Annotated in this window: 18 protein-coding genes; 6 read left to right on the top strand and 12 right to left on the bottom strand. The window is 72.4% G+C overall.

Annotated features, from left to right (window positions below; genetic code table 11):
• Nucleotides 1-30 precede the first annotated feature (30 nt).
• Genes J2X68_RS19745 through argC form a run of 4 tightly spaced genes read right to left on the bottom strand, consistent with a single transcriptional unit; the run spans nucleotide 31 to nucleotide 4,347 of the window.
• Nucleotides 31-1,218 carry an acetylornithine transaminase gene (locus tag J2X68_RS19745; RefSeq protein ID WP_310433859.1) on the bottom strand — a complete coding sequence of 396 codons (1,188 nt, stop codon included), beginning with the start codon at nucleotides 1,216-1,218 and terminating at the stop codon, nucleotides 31-33.
• Nucleotides 1,215-2,156, bottom strand: a complete 942-nt coding sequence (argB, locus tag J2X68_RS19740) for an acetylglutamate kinase (RefSeq protein ID WP_310433858.1) — start codon at nucleotides 2,154-2,156, stop codon at nucleotides 1,215-1,217. The genes J2X68_RS19745 and argB overlap by 4 nt, the downstream gene beginning before the upstream one ends.
• Complete coding sequence (gene argJ, locus J2X68_RS19735) at nucleotides 2,153-3,322, bottom strand: bifunctional glutamate N-acetyltransferase/amino-acid acetyltransferase ArgJ (protein ID WP_310433857.1); 1,170 nt, start codon at nucleotides 3,320-3,322, stop codon at nucleotides 2,153-2,155. The genes argB and argJ overlap by 4 nt, the downstream gene beginning before the upstream one ends.
• A complete protein-coding gene (gene argC / locus J2X68_RS19730) occupies nucleotides 3,319-4,347 on the bottom strand; it encodes an N-acetyl-gamma-glutamyl-phosphate reductase (RefSeq protein ID WP_310433856.1) in 1,029 nt (342 codons plus the stop codon). The genes argJ and argC overlap by 4 nt, the downstream gene beginning before the upstream one ends.
• 117 nt (nucleotides 4,348-4,464) lie before the next feature.
• Here argC and J2X68_RS19725 point away from each other — a divergent pair, with 117 nt between their 5' ends.
• Entirely contained in the window at nucleotides 4,465-5,133 is a 669-nt protein-coding gene (locus tag J2X68_RS19725) for a hypothetical protein (protein ID WP_310433855.1), read from the top strand.
• Nucleotides 5,134-5,190: 57 nt separating this feature from the next.
• On the opposite strand, the gene J2X68_RS19720 is transcribed toward J2X68_RS19725, so the two are convergent.
• Nucleotides 5,191-7,680: an alpha-L-arabinofuranosidase C-terminal domain-containing protein gene (locus J2X68_RS19720; protein WP_310433854.1), complete on the bottom strand. Its 2,490-nt coding sequence runs from the start codon at nucleotides 7,678-7,680 to the stop codon at nucleotides 5,191-5,193.
• Nucleotides 7,681-7,825: 145 nt separating this feature from the next.
• Between J2X68_RS19720 and J2X68_RS19715 the strand changes: the two genes are divergently transcribed.
• Complete coding sequence (locus tag J2X68_RS19715; RefSeq protein WP_310433853.1) at nucleotides 7,826-8,272, top strand: DUF6314 family protein; 447 nt, start codon at nucleotides 7,826-7,828, stop codon at nucleotides 8,270-8,272.
• On the opposite strand, the gene J2X68_RS19710 is transcribed toward J2X68_RS19715, so the two are convergent.
• The 3 genes from J2X68_RS19710 to J2X68_RS19700 all read right to left on the bottom strand — a co-directional run bounded on the left by J2X68_RS19710 (nucleotide 8,254) and on the right by J2X68_RS19700 (nucleotide 11,020).
• Nucleotides 8,254-8,847 (bottom strand): histidine phosphatase family protein, encoded by a 594-nt coding sequence (locus J2X68_RS19710; protein ID WP_310433852.1) that lies wholly within the window; start codon nucleotides 8,845-8,847, stop codon nucleotides 8,254-8,256. The two genes, J2X68_RS19715 and J2X68_RS19710, sit on opposite strands and share 19 nt — an antisense overlap.
• Nucleotides 8,848-9,067: 220 nt before the next feature.
• Complete coding sequence (locus J2X68_RS19705; RefSeq protein WP_310434022.1) at nucleotides 9,068-9,520, bottom strand: GNAT family N-acetyltransferase; 453 nt, start codon at nucleotides 9,518-9,520, stop codon at nucleotides 9,068-9,070.
• A gap of 45 nt (nucleotides 9,521-9,565) precedes the next feature.
• Complete coding sequence (locus J2X68_RS19700; protein ID WP_310433851.1) at nucleotides 9,566-11,020, bottom strand: PLP-dependent aminotransferase family protein; 1,455 nt, start codon at nucleotides 11,018-11,020, stop codon at nucleotides 9,566-9,568.
• Between J2X68_RS19700 and J2X68_RS19695 the strand changes: the two genes are divergently transcribed.
• Complete coding sequence (locus J2X68_RS19695) at nucleotides 11,019-12,017, top strand: DMT family transporter (protein WP_310433850.1); 999 nt, start codon at nucleotides 11,019-11,021, stop codon at nucleotides 12,015-12,017. The genes J2X68_RS19700 and J2X68_RS19695 overlap by 2 nt on opposite strands.
• A gap of 43 nt (nucleotides 12,018-12,060) precedes the next feature.
• The gene (locus J2X68_RS19690) at nucleotides 12,061-12,261 is read left to right on the top strand and encodes a DUF1918 domain-containing protein (RefSeq protein WP_310433849.1); all 201 of its coding nucleotides are present in this window, start codon (nucleotides 12,061-12,063) and stop codon (nucleotides 12,259-12,261) included.
• 1 nt (nucleotide 12,262) lies between these two features.
• Here the strand turns inward: J2X68_RS19690 and J2X68_RS19685 are convergent, their stop codons facing one another.
• Nucleotides 12,263-13,483: a family 10 glycosylhydrolase gene (locus J2X68_RS19685; protein ID WP_310433848.1), complete on the bottom strand. Its 1,221-nt coding sequence runs from the start codon at nucleotides 13,481-13,483 to the stop codon at nucleotides 12,263-12,265.
• Between the two features lie 182 nt (nucleotides 13,484-13,665).
• On the opposite strand from J2X68_RS19685, the gene J2X68_RS19680 reads away from it, so the two are divergent.
• A complete protein-coding gene (locus J2X68_RS19680) occupies nucleotides 13,666-14,538 on the top strand; it encodes a 3-hydroxybutyryl-CoA dehydrogenase (protein WP_310433847.1) in 873 nt (290 codons plus the stop codon).
• A 183-nt stretch (nucleotides 14,539-14,721) separates the two neighbouring features.
• Complete coding sequence (locus J2X68_RS19675) at nucleotides 14,722-14,979, top strand: hypothetical protein (protein WP_310433846.1); 258 nt, start codon at nucleotides 14,722-14,724, stop codon at nucleotides 14,977-14,979.
• A gap of 39 nt (nucleotides 14,980-15,018) precedes the next feature.
• Here J2X68_RS19675 and J2X68_RS19670 read toward each other — a convergent pair whose 3' ends face one another.
• The 3 genes from J2X68_RS19670 to J2X68_RS19660 form a co-directional block, all read right to left on the bottom strand.
• A complete protein-coding gene (locus J2X68_RS19670; RefSeq protein ID WP_310433845.1) occupies nucleotides 15,019-15,555 on the bottom strand; it encodes an NUDIX hydrolase in 537 nt (178 codons plus the stop codon).
• 132 nt (nucleotides 15,556-15,687) lie between these two features.
• Nucleotides 15,688-17,028: a transcriptional regulator gene (locus J2X68_RS19665; protein WP_310433844.1), complete on the bottom strand. Its 1,341-nt coding sequence runs from the start codon at nucleotides 17,026-17,028 to the stop codon at nucleotides 15,688-15,690.
• 164 nt (nucleotides 17,029-17,192) lie between these two features.
• A complete protein-coding gene (locus tag J2X68_RS19660; protein ID WP_310433843.1) occupies nucleotides 17,193-18,311 on the bottom strand; it encodes a PP2C family protein-serine/threonine phosphatase in 1,119 nt (372 codons plus the stop codon).
• Between the last annotated feature and the right edge of the window lie 170 nt (nucleotides 18,312-18,481).

Below are 18,481 nucleotides of genomic sequence, written 5' to 3'. Positions count from 1 at the left end.
CGTCGTCTCAATCTCCGGTTCTCCGGATCGTCACTCTCCGCTCGCCGCGGCTGCGCCGAGGATTCCGGGCAGCGCCCCGAGGAACGCCTCCACCTCGTCGTCGCCGAGGTTCAGCGGCGGCATCAGCCGGACGACGTCGGGGGCGGGCACGTTCACGAGGAATCCGGCCTCCTGAGCCGCCGCCCGCACCTGGGGCGCGCGGGGCTCGGTGAGCACGATACCCAGGAGCAGGCCCGCGCCCCGGACATAATCGATCAACGGATGTCCCGCACCCTCGATTCCGGTCCGCAACCTCTCGCTCTGCCGCTTGACGTTCTCCAGCAACCCCTCGTTCTCGATGGTGTCGAGAACGGCGAGTCCGGCGGCGCAGGCGACGGGGTTGCCGCCGAAGGTGGTGCCGTGGTGACCCGGCCGGAGCAGTTCGGCGGCCCGCCCGAAGGCGATCGTCGCGCCCAGCGGCAGTCCGCCGCCGAGGCCCTTGGCCAGCGTCACGACGTCCGGCAGGACCCCCTCGTGGGCCTGGTACTCGAACCAGTGCCCGGTCCGGCCGACGCCGGTCTGCACCTCGTCGAGGACCAGCAGCGCGCCGGTCGCGGCGGTGATCGCGCGGGCGGCCTTGAGGTAGCCGGCGGGCGGCACGACGACACCCAGTTCGCCCTGGATCGGCTCCAGGACGACGAGCGCCGTGTCCTCGGTGACCGCGGCGGCCAGCGCCTGCGCGTCGCCGAACGGCACATGGGTGACATCGCCGGGCAGCGGCAGGAACGGGTCCCGCTTGCCGGGCTGGCCGGTGAGCGCGAGGGCGCCCATGGTCCGGCCGTGGAAGGCGCCCTCGGTGGCGACCACGTGGGTCCGCCCGGTCAGCCGGCCGATCTTGAAGGCGGCCTCGTTGGCCTCGGCGCCCGAGTTGCAGAAGAAGACCCTGCCGTCCCGGCCGAAGTACTGCAGCAGCCGTTCGGCGAGCGTGACGGTCGGCTCGGCCATGAAGAAGTTGGAGATGTGGCCGAGGGAGCCGATCTGCCGGCTCACGGCCTCGACGACGGCCGGGTGGGCGTGGCCGAGCGCGTTGACCGCGATGCCGCCGACGAAGTCGAGGTACTCCTTGCCGTCGGCGTCCCAGACCCGGCTGCCCGCGCCGCGCGCGAGGGGCAGCAGCGGGGTGCCGTAGTTCTTCATGAGCGCGTTCTGCCACCGCGCGGTCAGTTCCTCGTTGCTCATGACGGCTCCCCCTGTGCCTCCGGCTGTGCGGCCGGCTCCGCGTGCGGCTTCTCGTCGGGCACGACCATCGTGCCGATGCCCTCGTCGGTGAAGATCTCCAGCAGGATCGAGTGCTGGACCCGCCCGTCGATGACGCGGGCGGTGTTCACGCCGTTGCGCACGGCGTGCAGACAGCCCTCCATCTTCGGGACCATCCCGGAGCTCAGCTCCGGCAGCAGCTTCTCCAGCTGGGAAGCGGTGAGGCGGCTGATCACCTCGTCGCTGTTCGGCCAGTCCTCGTAGAGGCCCTCGACGTCCGTGAGGACCATGAGGGTTTCGGCGCCAAGTGCCGCAGCGAGTGCCGCAGCCGCCGTATCAGCATTGACGTTGTAGACATGTCCGTCGTCCTGGGAACGGGCGATCGACGAGACGACCGGGATGCGGCCGTCGGCGAGCAGCGCCTCGATGGCGCCGGTGTCGATCGCGGTGATCTCGCCCACCCGCCCGATGTCGACCAACTCTCCGTCGATCTCGGGCTGGTGCTTGGTGGCGGTGATGGTGTGCGCGTCCTCGCCGGTCAACCCGACGGCGAGCGGCCCGTGCTGGTTCAGCAGCCCGACCAGCTCGCGCTGGACCTGCCCCGCGAGCACCATCCGTACGACGTCCATGGCGTCCTCGGTGGTGACCCGCAGGCCGGCCTTGAACTCGCTGACGATGCCGTGCCGGTCCAGGGCGGCGCTGATCTGCGGGCCGCCGCCGTGCACGACGACGACGTGCAGGCCGGCGTGGCGCAGGAAGACGACGTCCTGGGCGAAGGCGGCCTTCAGGTCCTCGTCGATCATGGCGTTGCCGCCGAACTTGATGACGACCGTCCTGCCGTTGTGCCGGGTCAGCCAGGGCAGCGCCTCGATGAGGATCTGGGCCTTGGGCAGGGCGGTGTGCTTGCGGGTGGTGCTCATGACGAGTACGCGCTGTTCTCGTGGACGTAGTCGGCGGTGAGGTCGTTGGTCCAGATGGTGGCGGTCTCCGAGCCCGCGGCCAGGTCGGCCACGATGTGGACCTCGCGGTAGCGCATGTCGACCTTCTCGCGGTCCTCCCCGACGCCGCCGTTCTTGCAGACCCAGACCCCGTTGATCGCGACGTTGAGCCGGTCGGCCTCGAAGACGGCCCCGGTCGTGCCGATCGCGGAGAGCACCCGGCCCCAGTTCGGGTCCTCGCCGTGGATCGCGCACTTGAGGAGGTTGTTGCGGGCGATGGAGCGGCCCACCTCGACGGCGTCGTCCTCGCTCGCCGCGTTGACGACCTCGATCCTGATGTCCTTGCTCGCGCCCTCGGCGTCCCGGATCAGCTGCTGGCCGAGGTCGTCGCAGACGGTCCGGACGGCGGCGGCGAACTCCTCGTACGCCGGGGTGACCTCGGCGGCGCCGGAGGCGAGCAGCAGCACCGTGTCGTTCGTCGACATGCAGCCGTCGGAGTCGACGCGGTCGAAGGTGACCCGGGTGGCGGCGCGCAGCGCCTTGTCCAGGGTCTCGCTGTCGACGTCGGCGTCGGTGGTGAGGACGACCAGCATGGTGGCGAGGCCGGGCGCGAGCATGCCCGCGCCCTTGGCCATGCCGCCGACGGTCCAGCCTCCCCCGGACTCCGGGGACCCCGAGGTGACGACGGACGTCTTGTGGACGGTGTCGGTGGTCTTGATGGCGATGGCGGCCTTCTCGCCGCCGTGCGCGGAGAGCCGGCCGACGGCGGTCTCGACCCCCGGCAGCAGCTTGTCCATCGGGAGCAGGACGCCGATGAGCCCGGTGGAGGCGACGGCGACCTCACCCGCGCCCAGATCCAGCGCCTCGGCGACCTTCTCGGCGGTCGCGTGCGTGTCCTGGAAGCCCTTCGGTCCCGTGCAGGCGTTGGCGCCGCCGGAGTTGAGGATCACGGCGGACAGCCGGCCGCTCTTGAGGACCTGCTCGGACCACAGCACCGGCGCGGCCTTGACGCGGTTGGAGGTGAAGACGCCGGCGGCCGCGCGTCGGGGCCCGGTGTTGACCACGAGGGCCAGGTCCGGGTTGCCGTTCTGCTTGATCCCGGCGGCGATGCCCGCCGCCGTGAATCCCTTGGCTGCCGTGACGCTCACGGTGCGACTCCGATCGTGGAAAGCCCGGTGGTCTCGTCGAGCCCGAGGGCGATGTTCATGCTCTGGAGGGCGCCGCCCGCGGTGCCCTTGGTCAGGTTGTCGATGGCGCTGATGACGATGATCCGGCCCACGGCGGCGTCGTACGCGACCTGCACCTGAACGGCGTTGGAACCGTGGACGGACGCCGTGGCGGGCCACTGTCCCTCGGGGAGCAGGTGCACGAAGGGCTCGTCGGCGAGGGCCTTCTCGTAGGCGGCGCGGACGGAGTCGGCGGTGACGCCGGGCTTCGCCTTGGCGCTGCACGTGGCGAGGATGCCCCGGGACATCGGCACCAGGGTGGGCGTGAAGGAGACGGAGACCGGCTCCCCCGCCGCCGCGCTCAGGTTCTGGATCATCTCGGGGGTGTGCCGGTGGACGCCGCCGACGCCGTACGGGGAGACGGAGCCCATCACCTCGGAGCCCAGCAGATGCGTCTTGGGCGACTTGCCGGCGCCCGAGGTGCCGGAGGCGGCGACGATCACGGCCTCCGGCTCGGCCAGGCCCGCCGCGTACGCCGGGAAGAGCGCGAGCGAGACGGCCGTGGGGTAGCAGCCCGGGACCGCGATGCGTTTGGACCCGGCGAGCGCGGCTCGGCCGCCCGGCAGCTCGGGGAGGCCGTAGGGCCAGGTCCCGGCGTGCGCGGAACCGTAGAACCGCTCCCAGTCGCCCGCGTCCGCCAGCCGGAAGTCGGCGCCCATGTCGACGACGAGCACCTCCGGGCCGAGCTGCTCGGCGACCGCGGCGGACTGGCCGTGCGGCAGGGCGAGGAAGACGACGTCGTGTCCGGCGAGGACCTCCGGGGTGGTCTCCTGGAGGATCCGGTCGGCCAGCGGCAGCAGGTGCGGCTGGAGCGCGCCCAGCCGCTGTCCGGCGTTGGAATTGCCGGTCAGGGCCCCGATCTCGACCCCGGGGTGCGTGAGGAGCAGGCGCAGCAGCTCTCCGCCCGCGTACCCGCTCGCTCCGGCCACCGCCGCACGTACCACCATGACTCCTCCTCCCGGATGGCATGACTATACGTTTCGTTGCACGTTTATGCAATCCATGCCGAAGTCGGCCCCGGAGTGATCTTTTCCCGGGCCGCCCGGCTGCGTAACCTCGACCCGGTGATCGCCAAGACACCCCTCACCAGCCTGGACCTGACCGGCTTCACCGAGCGTGAGCCGGGGGTGTGGACCGACGCGGCGGGGCTCGTCCTGTCGGTCCACTTCTTCCCGCTGATACCGGACCTGCCCGCCGCGCTGCACGAGCCGCAACGGCTCGGGGCCGGGCTCGCACAGCTCGCGGCCGGGGCCGGCGGCGGGCTGATCGAGGCGGAGCCCGGCACGGTGGACGGCGTCCCGGCGGTCCGCCAGCTGGTCAAGATGCCGCTGGGCAGCCGGCCCGGGCAGGCGTTCCTCGGCTCCTGGACCGTGCCCAGGGCCGGGTCCAGCACGGTCGTGAAGGTGCAGGCCGCCGAGGGCGCCACGACCGGGATGCGGGAGGCCTCGGTCATGGCGCAGGTGGGTCCGGCCGCGTACTTCCGGCCTCACCCCTACACGGGTGGACAGCCGGGCGGCCTGCCGTACCACGTCGGCGACGACGAGCAGTGGGACGCCCGGTTCCCCGACCATCCGCTCACCCTCGTGCGCGCCGCCCTGCTGCGGCTCACGCCCACGGTCACCTTCGACGACCGGTTCAAGGCCCTGCCGCCGTTCGACGGGCCGGCCGCCCCGCAGCCGCTTCCCCACCTGCCGCCGCCCCGGCGCGGCTGGTTCCGGCGCAAGGGCGCGTGACGGCCGAGGGACGCCCGGCGGGCGCGGGCCGCGGTCACCCGCGCCCGCCGGGATCCGCTATCGCCGCCTGATCCGCAGGAAGGTGATCGAGTTCGCCGGGAAGGTGTAGGTGAACTTCGCGGCCACCCCGGTGAAGGTCGAGGTGACCGGTGCGACCGCGGTCGTGGTCTCCGTGTTGACCGCGTCCGGCGCGGCGGCCAGCGTGGTCACCTTCGCCCTGGACGCGACCTCGGCGCCGCCCAGGTCGATCGCCGTACGGGCCTCCGCGGACCCGGCGTTGACGACCTTGACGATCAGATCGCCGGTCTTCTGGTCCCGGGTGACGACCTGGCGGAACGGCTCGGCCGGCTTGTCGTCGGTGAAGCTGCCCCACTCCTGGCCGTCGAGGTAGAGGGTGACCTGTCGGCCCCGCACCTTGACCTCGATGTCGTAGGCGCGGCCCGTCTCGACGGACCCGGCCTTGGAGATCAGCGTCGACTTGCCGCCGTCCACGGCCTGCTCGACGGCGGACCGGGTGTTGTTCCAGCCGCCGAGGTTCCACCAGTAGTAGTTGCCGGTGTCCTTGACGCCGAAGGCGAAGAGGAAGCCCTCCTTGCCGGACGTCTTGGTCGCCTTCACCTTCAGGTCGTAGTCGTGCCAGCCGGTGTCACCGGCCGAGACCATGGTGTTCTCGGCCGCGGTGTCGGTCTGCACGTACCGCCCGTCCTGGAGCGACCAGCTGCCGCCGCCCGTGTGCGTCCACTGCGCGGCGTCGCCGGAGAAGTCGTCGCTCAGCAGCGTCTCGCCGTCCGCGCCGGTGACCTGCACGTCGTCGTACGCCGCGCCGGTGGCCCAGGTCGACAGACCGACCGCGCCGGTGATGGGGCCCTGCAGGGAGGGGGTCCCGGTGGCGGTCGACGGCACCACCCGGTCGCCGACGTTCGTCATGAACAGCTTCTGGACCTCGTAGTTGGCCGAGTTCCAGGAGGCGTGGTTGTTGAACCACACCAGGTCCGGGCTCCACTGCACATAGTCCTCGTTCGCGAACAGCGGCGCGTAGGAGGCGAGCTTGACGACGTCCGCGTTGCGTTCGAGGCCGGTCATGAAGGCCGCCTCCGCGAGGCCGTTCTTGAAGGCGTTGCCCCAGGAGGCGTACTCGCCGAGGAAGACCTTGGGGCCGCCGCGGTCGTAGGCGTCGTAGCGGTCGTTGTTCTGCAGGAACCACTGCGGGCTGTTGTAGTAGTGCTCGTCGACCATCGCGACGCCCGCGTCCCGGTTGAGCTGCCAGGCCGTGTCGAAGGTCGAACCGGCGTCGTCGGGGCCGGAGTTGGAGATCACGGTGATGTCCGGATACTTCGCCGCGATCGCGGCGCGGAACTGCTCGAAGCGGGCGAAGAACTCGACGGGCAGATTCTCCTCGTTGCCGACCTCGAGGTGGGTGAGGCGGAAGGGCTGGGGGTGGCCCATCCGGGCGCGCTTCCTGCCCCAGGTGGAGGTGACCGGGCCGTTGGCGAACTCGATGAGGTCCAGGGTGTCCTGGATGTGGCGCTTCAGGAGGGCGTCGTCGACGACGGCCCGGTTCTGGCCGCAGCCGGTCACCAGGGCCGGCACGACGGGCAGCGGCATCGCGCCGACGTCCTCGGCGAAGCGGAAGTACTCGTAGTAGCCGAGTCCGTAACTCTGGTTGTAGCCCCAGACGTTGGAGTTGACGGCACGCTCCTCGACGGGCCCGATGGTGTCCTTCCACTGGTAGGAGCGGGCGCGCTGCCAGCCGGAGTCCTCGCTGTAGTCCTGCATGGAACCGGTGTTGACCAGGCAGCCGCCGGGAAAGCGCACGAAGCCCGGGTGGAGGGCGGCGATCTTCTCGGCGAGATCCTTGCGCAGGCCGTTGGGCTCGTTGCGGTAGGTGTCACGGGGGAACAGGGACACCATGTCGAGAGCGGCCGCGGCCGAGGAGCCCACCGAGAGCCGGCCGGCGCTGCTGCTCCGGGCGGCGGTGAAGGTCGCCCGGTACCGGGCCCAGCCGTTCCCGCCGACGGCGACCTCACGGGCGGTGGCCAGCGCGCCGTCCGCGTCCTGGAGCCGCACGGTGAGGGTGCTGCCGCCCTCGGCGCGGACCCACACCGAGAAGTCGTACTTCTTGCCCTGCTCGACCCGGACACCGGTGTTGTAGCCGGAGTTCGTCACCGTCGAACCGGCGCCCAGGGAGAGGTAGTTGCGGTTGCGGTCGTTGAGCCGGCCGGCGTCGTCGAGGACCTGCGCGGCGCCGTCGACCGTCCAGGAGGTCAGCGGGGTGTACGACCGGTTGTCGACGGTGGAGTACTCGAAGGACCGGTTCTGCACGAGTTCGGCGTACAGGCCGCCGTCGGCCGCCCGGTTGATGTCCTCGAAGAAGACGCCGTACATCGAGTCGTCGATCCTCGCACCCCTGGCGGTGGGGTCGACGGTGAGGGCGTAGTCGGTCGCGGTATCGGCCTGCGCGGGGGCAGGGAGGAGGGTGGCGGCCGTCAGCAGGGCGGTGACGGTGAGACCGGCTCTCCGGCGGGTGCGGGTGGTGCTGCGTGACATGGACACTCCGCGGCTCTCTGTTCACGATGTTCGAAATATCGGACATTGATCAGCACTTCGAACGGCAAGATAGGGAGGGGGAGGGGGCGCGTCAATGGGTCGCGCAGCAACGGATGTGACGGAGAGAAGGGGCGGCACGACACCGATGGACGAGTTCTGGCCAGTCGCCGATGTGCTGGGTCACCTGGCCGGGAGCTGGCAGGTCGAGCGGTCCGTACGGGATCGCGCGAGCGGCGACGCGGGCGCCTTCACCGGCGTCACCGTCTTCCGGCCACTCGGCGACAGCGGAGGTCTCCTGCACCACGAGACCGGCACGTTCGTGTGGCGGGGCGTGCCGCGGCCCGCCGAGCGCACCCTGCGCTTCCGGCCGGGGCCGGCGCCCGGCACGGCGGACGTACGGTTCGCCGACGACCGCCCCTTCCACGACCTGGACCTGACGACCGGGCGGCACATCGCCGACCACCCCTGCTCCGCCGACCTCTACCGGGGCGAGTTCACCGTGCGGGACGCGGACCACTGGCGGACGGTCTGGCGTGTGGCGGGCCCCGCCAAAGACCTGTTGCTCACCACCGACTACGTGCGGCTGGGCTGAGCCGAGGCCCCTTCGAGGCGGAGGTTCCAGCGACCGGCCCGGCCGGTGACGGTGGTCGTCGACAGCGGACGCACGTCGATGTTCCAGTACGTCGCGGGCGGCGCCTTCAGGGCGTACACCAGGGCCGCACGGATCACGCTCGGCTCGGCCACGGCGACGATCCGGCCGCCGTCGCCCACCGGCCGGGTGTCGAGCCAGCCGGCGACCCTCGTGATGAACGCGAACAGCGACTCGCCGCCGTGCGGAGTGGCGAGCGGGTCGGAGAGCCAGGCGTCCACGGCCTCCGGCTCGCGGGCCATCGCCTCGCCCAGCGTGAAGCCTCGCCAGCGGCCCATGTCGCAGTCCCGCAGCGCGAGCTGCACCAGCGGGGCGTAGCCGAGCGCGTCCCCGGTGGCGCGGCTGCGCGGAGTCGGTGAGCAGTAGCGCAGCTCGGCCGCCGCGAGCGGCAGCAGGGCGTCGGCCACCTGCAGCACCTCAGCCCAGCCGTCCTGGTCCAGCGGCCGGTCGTCCTCGAAGCGTTCCGCGAGCAGCGAGGAGCTGCGAGCGGCGGCGACGAACGTGACCCGAAGTGGCATGCGGTGATGGTGAGCCGCGTAACTGCGCAGGTCAAGAGCTGCCGGCCGACGGCTGGAAGAAAACTTACCGTCGGGTCAGGACCTGCCGGACAAGTCCCCAGAAAGCGGTGTCCCCCACAGCATGTCCTGATCCCGACGCCCGGAACAGGCCACCCGGCCCGCCGATCGGCCCCGCCCGGCCCGCTCACTCCGACCCCGCCGCGCCCGTCAGGCCGGACCGTCAGGCCGGACCGGGCTTCGCGAAGATCAGGGCCATCCAGTGGTCCGGCTTCTCCAGCGCCTCGAAGCCGACCTGCCGGTAGACCCCGTGCGCGTCGTGCGTGGCGAGCAGGATGCGGCGCAGGCCGTGCGAGCGCAGATGGTCGCGGACGGCGGCCACGAGAGCGGTCCCCAGGCCCTTGCCGCGCGCCGCCCGGTCCACGTACACGTCGCACAGCCAGGCGAACTCCGCGAGGTCGGTCACGACCCGCGCGTAGGCGACCTGCTCCCCCGACGCGGTGTCGTAGACGCCGAAGTTCAGCGAACCGGCGATCGCCTTCTCCTGCCTCGCCCGCTCGCGTCCGAGGGCCCAGTAGGCGTCCGTGGACAGCCAGTGGTGCACTCGGTCGACGTCGACGCGGGCGGAGTCGGCGGAGATCTCGTAGCCCTCGGCGAGGGGCGGAACGGCGTTCATGGCATCCGTGGCAGTCATGGCCGGATCCTCACAGGGCGGCGATCGTCATGTCGAACGCTTTGCGGGGAACACCTCGTCGCAGGCGGTCCGCAGCCGCCGCACCCCCTCCGCGACCTCCTCGGTCCCGGCGACGGCGGCGAAGCTCAACCGCACGTGACCGGCCGGGGGTTCGGCACTGAAGTAGGGGCGGCCGGGGGTGAGGGCGACGCCCGCGCGCAGGGCGGCCGCCGTGAACGCGGCTTCGTCGCCGCCGTCGGGCAGCCGCAGCCACAGGTGGTAGCCGCCGGACGGGATGTGCGGCAGGGCCAGTTCGGGCAGCCGCAGCCGCAGCGTGGCCGTCATCGCGTCCCGTCTGGCCCGCAACTCGGCCGCGATGGACCGCAGATGACGCGGCCAGGCGGGCGAGCCGACGAGTTCGAGGGTTGCTTCCTGCAGCGGGCGGGGCACGAAGAAGGTGTCGACGACCTGAATGGCCCGCAGGCGTTCCAGGACCGGGCCGCGGGCGGCCAGCGCGCTGACCCGGAAGCTCGGCGAGGTCGCCTTGGTCAGCGAGCCGACGTGCACGACGACGCCGTCGGGGTCGTCGGCGACGAGCGGGCGCGGCAGCTGCCCGGCGTCCTCGTGCGCGAGCCGCCGCACGAAGTCGTCCTCGACGACGAACGCGCCGGCCTCCCGAGCGATGCGCAGCACCTGCGCCCGCCGGTCGGGGGCGAGGACGGCGCCGGTCGGGTTCTGGAACAGCGGCTGGCAGACGAACACCCGGGCGCCGGTCGCGCGGAACGCGTCGGCGAGCAGCTCGGTCCTGACCCCGTCCGGGTCGACCGGAACGGGGACCGGGCGCAGGCCCGCCGCCCTGGCGATCGCGAGCATGCCCGGGTAGGTGGGCGACTCGACGAGCACCGGCGCCCCGGGCGGCGCGAGGGCGCGCAGGGCGGTGGTGAGCGACGTCTGACCACCGGAGCTGACCAGCACCTCGGCCGCGGTGACGGAACCGCCGATGGTCCGCGCGAACCACGCGCGCAGTTCGGGCAGGCCCTCCATGGGGGGCCGGCCCCAGGCGCCCGGCCGCCGCCCGGCCCGGGCCAGGGCCGCGGCCATCGCCCGCTCCGGCTGGAGCGAGGGGTGCAGATAGCCGCCGTTGAACTCGATCACGCCGGGGGGCGGCGCGGCCAGCGACACGGTGACGCCCGAGGCGTCCACCGAGCGCGGGACGAGATCGGCGGCGCCGTCCGCGCTCAGCGCGACCTCCTGCCAGGAGGTGTCGCCGGCGGGGGCGGCGACCGCCCGCGCCGGCCCGGTCAGGAAGGCGCCCGCGCCGGGCCGGGTGACCACCAGTCCCTCGGCGGCCAGCTGCGCCAGGGCCCGCGAGACGGTCACCGGGCTCACCCTGAACCGTTCGACCAGGACCCGGCTCGACGGGAGCTTTCCACCTGGAGAGTAGCGGTCGAGCTCCCGCCGCAGCTGATCCGCCAGCTCACCCACACTGCTACGCTCATGCATGAAGACACAGAGTAGCGCTATCGAACGGCGCACGATAGCGGTCAGCACCCCCGCCGAATCGCCGTCCGGCACCGCGCCGGGCACGGCGCCCGGGACTCCGGCCGGCCGTTCCGCGAGCGCCCCCGCCGGTGCCCCGCGGACGAGAGGCCTCGGCACGCTCCTGGCCGCCCTCGGTGTCGTCGCCTTCTCCCTGACCTTCCCCGCGACCGCCTGGGGTCTGGAGGGGTTCGGCCCCTGGTCGCTGGTGGCCGTGCGCAGCGTGCTGGCCGCGCTGATCGCGGGCGGCTGTCTGCTGGCCCTGCGCGTTCCGCCGCCCGCCCGGCGGCACTGGGCGGGACTCGGCGTCGTGGCCGCCGGGGTCGTCGTCGGTTTCCCGCTGCTCACCACGCTCGCGCTGCGGACGTCCACCACCGCGCACGCCGCCGTGGTGGTCGGCCTGCTGCCGCTGACGACCGCGCTGCTGTCCGCCCTGCGCATGGGGACCCGCCCCTCCCGCGCCTTCTGGGCGGCCGCGCTGGCGGGCGCCGCCGCGGTGGTGGCGTTCACCGTGCAGCAGAGCGGCGGGGCCCTGACCGCCGCCGACGCGTATCTGTTCGGGGCGCTGCTGGTGTGCGCGGCCGGCTACACCGAGGGCGGCCGGCTGGCCCGGGTCATGCCGGGCTGGCAGGTGATCGGCTGGGCCCTGGTCCTCTGCCTGCCGCTCACGGCGCCCGGCGCGGCGCTCGCCCTGGCCCATGAGCCGGCCCGCCTGACCGCGCACAGCGTGGCCGGGCTGCTGTGGGTCGCGGCGGGCTCGCAGTTCCTCGGCCTGGTCGTCTGGTACCGGGGCATGGCGGTCATCGGCATCCCGAAGGCCAGCCAGTTGCAGTTGGCCCAGCCCCTGCTCACACTGGTGTGGTCGGTGCTGCTGCTGGGCGAGCACCTCACGCCCGCCGCTCCGCTGACGGCCGCCGCCGTGCTCGTCTGCATCGCCGTCACGCAGCGGGCGCGCGGCTAGTCACGGCAGACGCAGCGCCGCACCCGGTGAGGAGGCCCCGCAGATGCGCGCAACCAAGGGCGACCAGTTCGTCCAGCACGGCAGGGTGGTCGGCCAGCACGACAAGGTCGGCGAGATCGTCGAGGTCATGGGCCAGGAGGGGAATCCCCCGTACCGCGTCCGCTTCACGGACGGGCATGTGGGCGTGTGCTCGCCCGGCCCCGACACCGAGATCCGCCACAGGACGGCCGAGGACCAGCGATAGATCAGCGCGGGGGGTCCGCCGGCTGCCGGTAGTGGTCGGCGACCACCCGCGCCATCGCCCCGATCCGGTCGGTGCGCACGTCCTTGGCGGCGAAGAAGACGTGCCCGCGCACCTGCGGGTGGGCTGCGGCCAGGTCGAGGTGGTCGGACAGCTCGGCCGGGTCCTGCCAGGCCGCGGGCTGCGCCGGGTCGCCCGCCCGGTAGAGGGCCTCGCCGACGTAGAGGCGGGTGCGGCTGCCCTTCGCCACCTCCGCCCACCAGGGCACGAGCTTGGCGTAGTCGGCGACCGACAGCCCGATGTTCCAGTAGAGCTGCGGGACGATGTAGTCGATCCAGCCCTCCCGCACCCACTTGCGGGTGTCCGCGTGGATGTCGTCGTACGACTGGAGCGCCCGGGTGTCCGAGCCGCGTGAGTCGGTGGAGGCGTTGCGCCACACGCCGAAGGGGCTGATCCCGAACTGCGTGGAGGGCCGTACCGCCTTGATCCGGGCGGCCGTCTCCAGCACCAGCTGGTCGACGTTGTCGCGCCGCCAGGCCGCGCGGCTGGGGAAGGCGCCGCCGTAGGTGTCGTAGGCGGCCTCGTCGTCGAAGGTCTGGCCGGCCACCGGGTACGGATAGAAGTAGTCGTCGAAGTGCACGGCGTCCACGGGGTACTTCTTCACGGCGTCGAGGATCGCGTCCTGGACGAAGGCGCGGACCTCGGGCAGGCCCGGGTTGTAGTAGAGCTTGCCGCCGAACGGGACCACCCACTCCGGGCGCCGGCGCGCGGGGTGGGAGGCGACGAGTTTCGACGGGTCGTCATGGGTCGCGACCCGGTAGGGGTTGAACCAGGCGTGCAGCTGCAGCCCCCGCGCGTGCGCCTCCGTGACGGCCGTGCCCAGCGGGTCCCAGCCCGGCGCCCTGCCCTGGGTGCCGGTGAGCACCTGGGACCAGGGTTCGTGGGGAGAGGGCCACAGCGCGTCCGCCGTCGGCCGCACCTGGAAGATCACCGTGTTCAGCCGCCGGCTCACCGCCAGGTCGAGCATGGCGATCAGTTCGGCGCGCTGCGCGGCGGCGGACAGCCCGGGGCGGGACGGCCAGTCCCGGTTGGACACGGTCGCCAGCCACATCCCCCGCATCTCGGTCGCCGCCCGCCGTCCCCCCGAGGGAGCGGCCGCCGCGCCCGTCGTGGTGAACGCCGACAGCGCTGCCAGCGCGAACGCCCGCCGGGTCAGTCGCCCCATCGCACACATCCCCACACACTCTGCGGATCCGCTCGGTCACGGATCGTTTCGCGCTCCAGCATGCCTCCACCCCGACGATCGATCATCGATACTTGCTAGTAACGTGCACGATCGGAGCAGGGCGGCCGGGACCCGGCACGCCTGCTTCTGCCATCTGAGTCAGCGCGGCGAAAGGGACTGATGTGACGGGCACCCCAGCGGGAGATCTCTCACGCGTCGGAGTGGTGGGCTGCGGCCAGATGGGAGCGGGCATCGCAGAGGTCTGCGCCCGCGCCGGTCTCGACGTCAAGGTCGCCGAGACCACCGGCGAAGCCCTGGAGATCGGCCGTACCCGGCTCCTGAACTCCCTGGCCAAGGCCGCCGAGCGCGGCAAGATCTCCGAGGAGGAGCGGGACGCCGCCCTCGCGCGGCTGAGCTTCACCACCGATCTCGGCGAGTTCGCCGACCGCGATCTGGTCATCGAGGCCGTGGTCGAGAACGAGCAGGTCAAGACCGAGATCTTCCAGGTCCTCGACCAGGTCGTGACCCGCCCCGACGCGATCCTCGCCTCCAACACCTCCTCCATCCCGCTGGTGAAGCTGGCGGTCGCCACCTCGCGGCCCGACCACGTCGTCGGCGTCCACTTCTTCAACCCGGCTCCGGTGCAGCAGCTCGTCGAGCTGATCCCGGCGCTGACCACCTCCGAGGGCACGCTCAGCCGGGCCCAGCTGTTCGCCGAGAAGGTGCTGGGCAAGCACGCGATCCGCGCCCAGGACCGGTCCGGCTTCGTCGTCAACGCGCTGCTGATCCCCTACCTGCTCTCCGCGATCCGGATGTTCGAGACGGGCATCGCCAGCCGCGAGGACATCGACAACGGCATGGAGATGGGCTGCGCCCACCCGATGGGTCCGCTGAAGCTGTCCGACCTGATCGGCCTGGACACCGTCGCGTCGGTGGCGCAGAGCATGTACGAGGAGTACAAGGAGCCGCTGTACGCCGCTCCCCCGCTGCTCCAGCGCATGGTCGACGCGGGCCGGCTGGGCCGCAAGACCGGCTCGGGCTTCTACGCGTACTGATCACCCACCGTGCTCCCCACGGGCCCGGCGCTCCTCGGAGTGCCGGGCCCGCGGCATTCACACGCCGTGTGCGCCACGGGTTCGCATATGCCCCGCGCACACTCTCCCCGTCGGCCCACCGGGCGGGTTCACTCGTCATGCGCATGCAAGGGATGGGAGACGACTACGCAAAGGAGCGGACACGTGACCGCCGACCCCGAGCATCCCGTGGTTCATGGAGAACTCGCAGAGTTACGCCGCCGGCTCGATGTGGCCTACGCCCGCGTCGAGGGCGGGCTGGCGCTGCTGTCCCACCGCACCGAGGAGACCGCCAAGGAACTGGACGAGCTGAACACCCGCATGATCTCGCTGGAACACGCGCGCTGGCCGCTGCCCTCGCTCGCGGCGCTCACGGCTCTGGGGGCACTGGTCGCGACGGTGTGGCAGGCGCTGTCCCACTGATCCCGGCCGGTCCGCCTCCGGTCCACGGCCGGTGCGCGGCTAGCCCTCGGCGAGCCTGAGGTGGTGCAGCAGCAGCAACGCGGCCACCATGTTGGCGGCCGGGACCTCCCCCCGGGCGACCAGATCGGGAACGATCTTGAGCGGGACCCACTCCCGGCGGTCCGACTCGAAGTCGTCCACCGGGTGCCCCATGTACTCGCCGTGGTCCGACCAGTAGATGTGATGGACGGCGTCGGTGAGCCCGTTGGACGGCTCCACGCTCATCAGATGACGCAGCGGCCCCGGCCGCCAGCCGGTCTCCTCCTCGAGTTCCCTGGCGGCCGCGCCCGCGATGTCCTCGCCGTCCTCGACCACTCCCGCCGCGAGCTCCCATCCCCAGCTGTCGGTGATGAAGCGGTGGCGCCACAGCAGGAGAACCTCGTTGGCCCGGTTCACGACCGTCGCGACCGCGACCGGCCTCAGCCGTATGAGGAAGTGATCGAGGTGCCGGCCGTCGGGCAGTTCCACATCTGCCAGGTTGACGCTGAACCAGCGGTTTTCATACACAGTTTGTTCGTTCTGTTTCGTCCACTGCACGGTTCTGCCACCTTCCGTCGAGTGAGTGGCAATATCGCAGCAGGAACTGTGCAGCGTCGGCGGAGCCGCGGGGGTGGATGCCTGTGGAGGTGTCGTGTCGGTGTCGGTGTCGGATACCCCGCCGCGCCCCGCCTACAGCGGTACGCGCAGCGCCCCGTCGATGAGTTCGGCGGCCTCGGCCGTGCCGGCGCAACCGCTGCGCGCCAGGTGTTCGCGCACCGCCCGGAGCCTGTCGCGCAGGCGCTGGGACTCCATCCCCCGGGCCTGTTCGGCCATCTGCACCGCGGTGACCACCGCCTTGTCGGTGTTGCCCTGGCGCAGCTCGATGGTGCTGAGCATGGCCAGCCGGTGCACCCGCCCCCGGTCGTGCGCCGGGGTGTCGACGGCGGCCGCGGCGTGCTCGGCGGCGGCCGCGAGGTCGCCGAGGCTGAGCAGCGCCTCCGCCACCTGGACGTTGACCAGGCCCGGTTGGACATAGCCGGTCTCGTCCGGCTCGTGTCCGCGCCGGATGTGACCGGCGGCGGTCTCGGCACGCCGGATGCAGGACAGGGCGCTCGTCCCGTCGCCGAGGTGGGCGTACGCCTTGGCCTGCATCGCGTACAGGTCGGAGGCGAGGGCGGGCGTGATGTGCCGGCCCGCCGTCCGCAGCGCGGCCTCCGCGAAGGCGACCGCCTGCCGGTACTCCCGCATGAACAAGGACTGGTTGACGAGCAGGGCGATGACGTACGCCCCGAGTCCCCGGTCCCCACTGGCCTTCGCCAGGCGCAGCGCCTGGTGGAAGTAGCGCTGGGCCAGGCCGTGCGCGTCGGAGTCGTAGGCACAGATCCCGGCGACCGCGACCAACCCGCCGGTGGCCCGGTGCAGTTGACGGCCCGTCTCGTCGGTGTAGCTGCCGCGCAGCAGGGGCGCCGCCTCCGCGTTGAGGAAGCCGACGATCCGGCTGCGGGTCGCGATGCCGCCCGCCTTGCGGTACATCTGCTCGTAGTGGGCGCGGGCGGACCGCAGCAGCTCGATGTCGGCCGTGGTGACACGGTGCCGGCCGCCCCGGGAGACGTCGACGTCCTCCGGCGGGTTCTCCCACTCCCACACCGGCATCACGGCCGGCGTGCCGGTGACCGCGGGCGCTCCCAGGAGGTGCGGGCGCTGCTGCTCGTCGGAGCGCCACAGTGCGGTGGCCCGCTCGACGAAGCCGGAGAGCGAGTGGCCGTGCGGGCCTGCCGGTTCACCCGGCACGCCGAGGCCGATGTCGTCGAGGGTGACCGGCCGGTGCAGCCGCTCCGCGAGCACCTCGCAGATCAGGTCGGGCACCTGGCCGCGCGGCCGCTGGCCCTTCAGCCACCGGGCCACCGCCGTGTGCTCGTACCGCAGGGCGAGACCGCGGGCCCGTCCGGCCTGGTTGACGTGGGCGGCGAGGCCCGCGTGCGAGACGCCCGCCTCGTCCAGGATCGCGTCGAGCAGAGTGTTGGGCTGCATGGGTGCCCCCCGGGTGCCTCGGTGCCGTCAGAGTAGTGGGTCCGCCCTCACACGGGGTGTGAACGGAGTACGCGCATTCGCAGGGTGCGCGCGCTGTCGCGGAGCGTTCGCCCCCGGTTGACTGGAATGCCTCGCAAGAGGTTCGCCGGGCCGTCGGCTCCCCCTCATTCAAGCGACGGCCCGGCGGTGCGGTGTGTTCCGCCGGCCGGGGCGGGCCGGGAATCGCGTGCGGACACGCCGTCGAGAGGCGTGGCCGGCCACGGGGGCGCGGTGGCTGGTCGCGCGGTGTCCCCCGCCCGTGCCGCGACGGCGGGCAGCCGCCCGTTCTGCAGCACCAGGACGGCGATGTCGTCGGTCGGTGGGGCCGCCGTGTGGCGCAGCACCGCTGCCAGCACCGCCCGCAGGATCTGCTGGGCCGTGACCGGCTGGTCCCGTACGGCCGTCACCAGCGTCTGCGGCAGGGAGAAGAACCTGCCGCGGGCGTCCCTCGCGTCCTCGGCGCCGTCCGTGAACAGGACCACGGACTCACCGGGGAGCAGCGGGCCGCAGGACAGGGGCGGCAGTTCGGCCGGCAGCGGGAACGGCCCCAGGGGCGGCAGCGGATCCGCCCGCGCCAGCGGCCGCACGCTCGTGCCGCTCAGCAGATACGGCCACGGATGACCGCAGTTCAGGGCCCGCAGCTCGCCGTCCTCCCGGATCTCGAGCAGCAGGACCGTGACGAACTCCTCCGTCACCGTGGCGTCGGGGGCCTCACGGGCCCGTTCGCGCAAGTGGCGCTCCAGGGCACGCTCCAGACGGCGCAGGACGCGGCCGAGATCGCGCTCGTCGTGGGCCGCCTCGCGAAAACTGCCGAGGAGGGCGGCGACGGTGCCGAGCGCGGGAAGCCCGTGCCCGCGGACGTCGCCCATCACGACCCGCACCCCGTGCTCGGTCGCGACCACCTCGTACAGGTCGCCGCCCACACTCGCGCCCCGGTCCGCGGAGAGCTGAGCGGCCGCCACGTGCAGCCCGTCGACGCGCGGCGGCGGCGGACGCAGCAGGGCGCTCTGCGCGGCCCCGGCGACCCGCCGCGCCTGCTTCAGCTCCCGTACCAGGGCCTGCCGCATGTGGAGGACCAGCCCGGTGCCCACGGCGAAGAAGACGGCGCTGGTGACGATCCTGGCCAGCAGCCCGTCCTGCCGGGCCGGCGGACAGAACAACTTGTAGGAGATGGCCAGGGCGCCCCAGGCCGCGGGCAGCCCCAGCGGACGGGCCCGGCGCAACGGCCGCCAGATGCCGAACATGTCGATGATCCCCCGTCCAGGCCCCGACAACGCGGATCGGACCGGCCCCGAAAGGCCGGTCCGATTCTGTCGAGGTGACGGCCCGGAGGACCGGATCACCAGGAGATCTCACCCGAAGGAGTGAGGTGACCGCGGAGGCGCCCCCGGGGAGCCGGGGACCGCTCGGCAGG

This window comes from Streptomyces sp. 3330, assembly GCF_031456635.1.
In the GTDB taxonomy this organism is placed as follows: domain Bacteria; phylum Actinomycetota; class Actinomycetes; order Streptomycetales; family Streptomycetaceae; genus Streptomyces.
The sequence above is the reverse complement of the archived record's forward strand: the minus strand, read 5'-3'. Positions and strand labels throughout refer to the sequence as shown.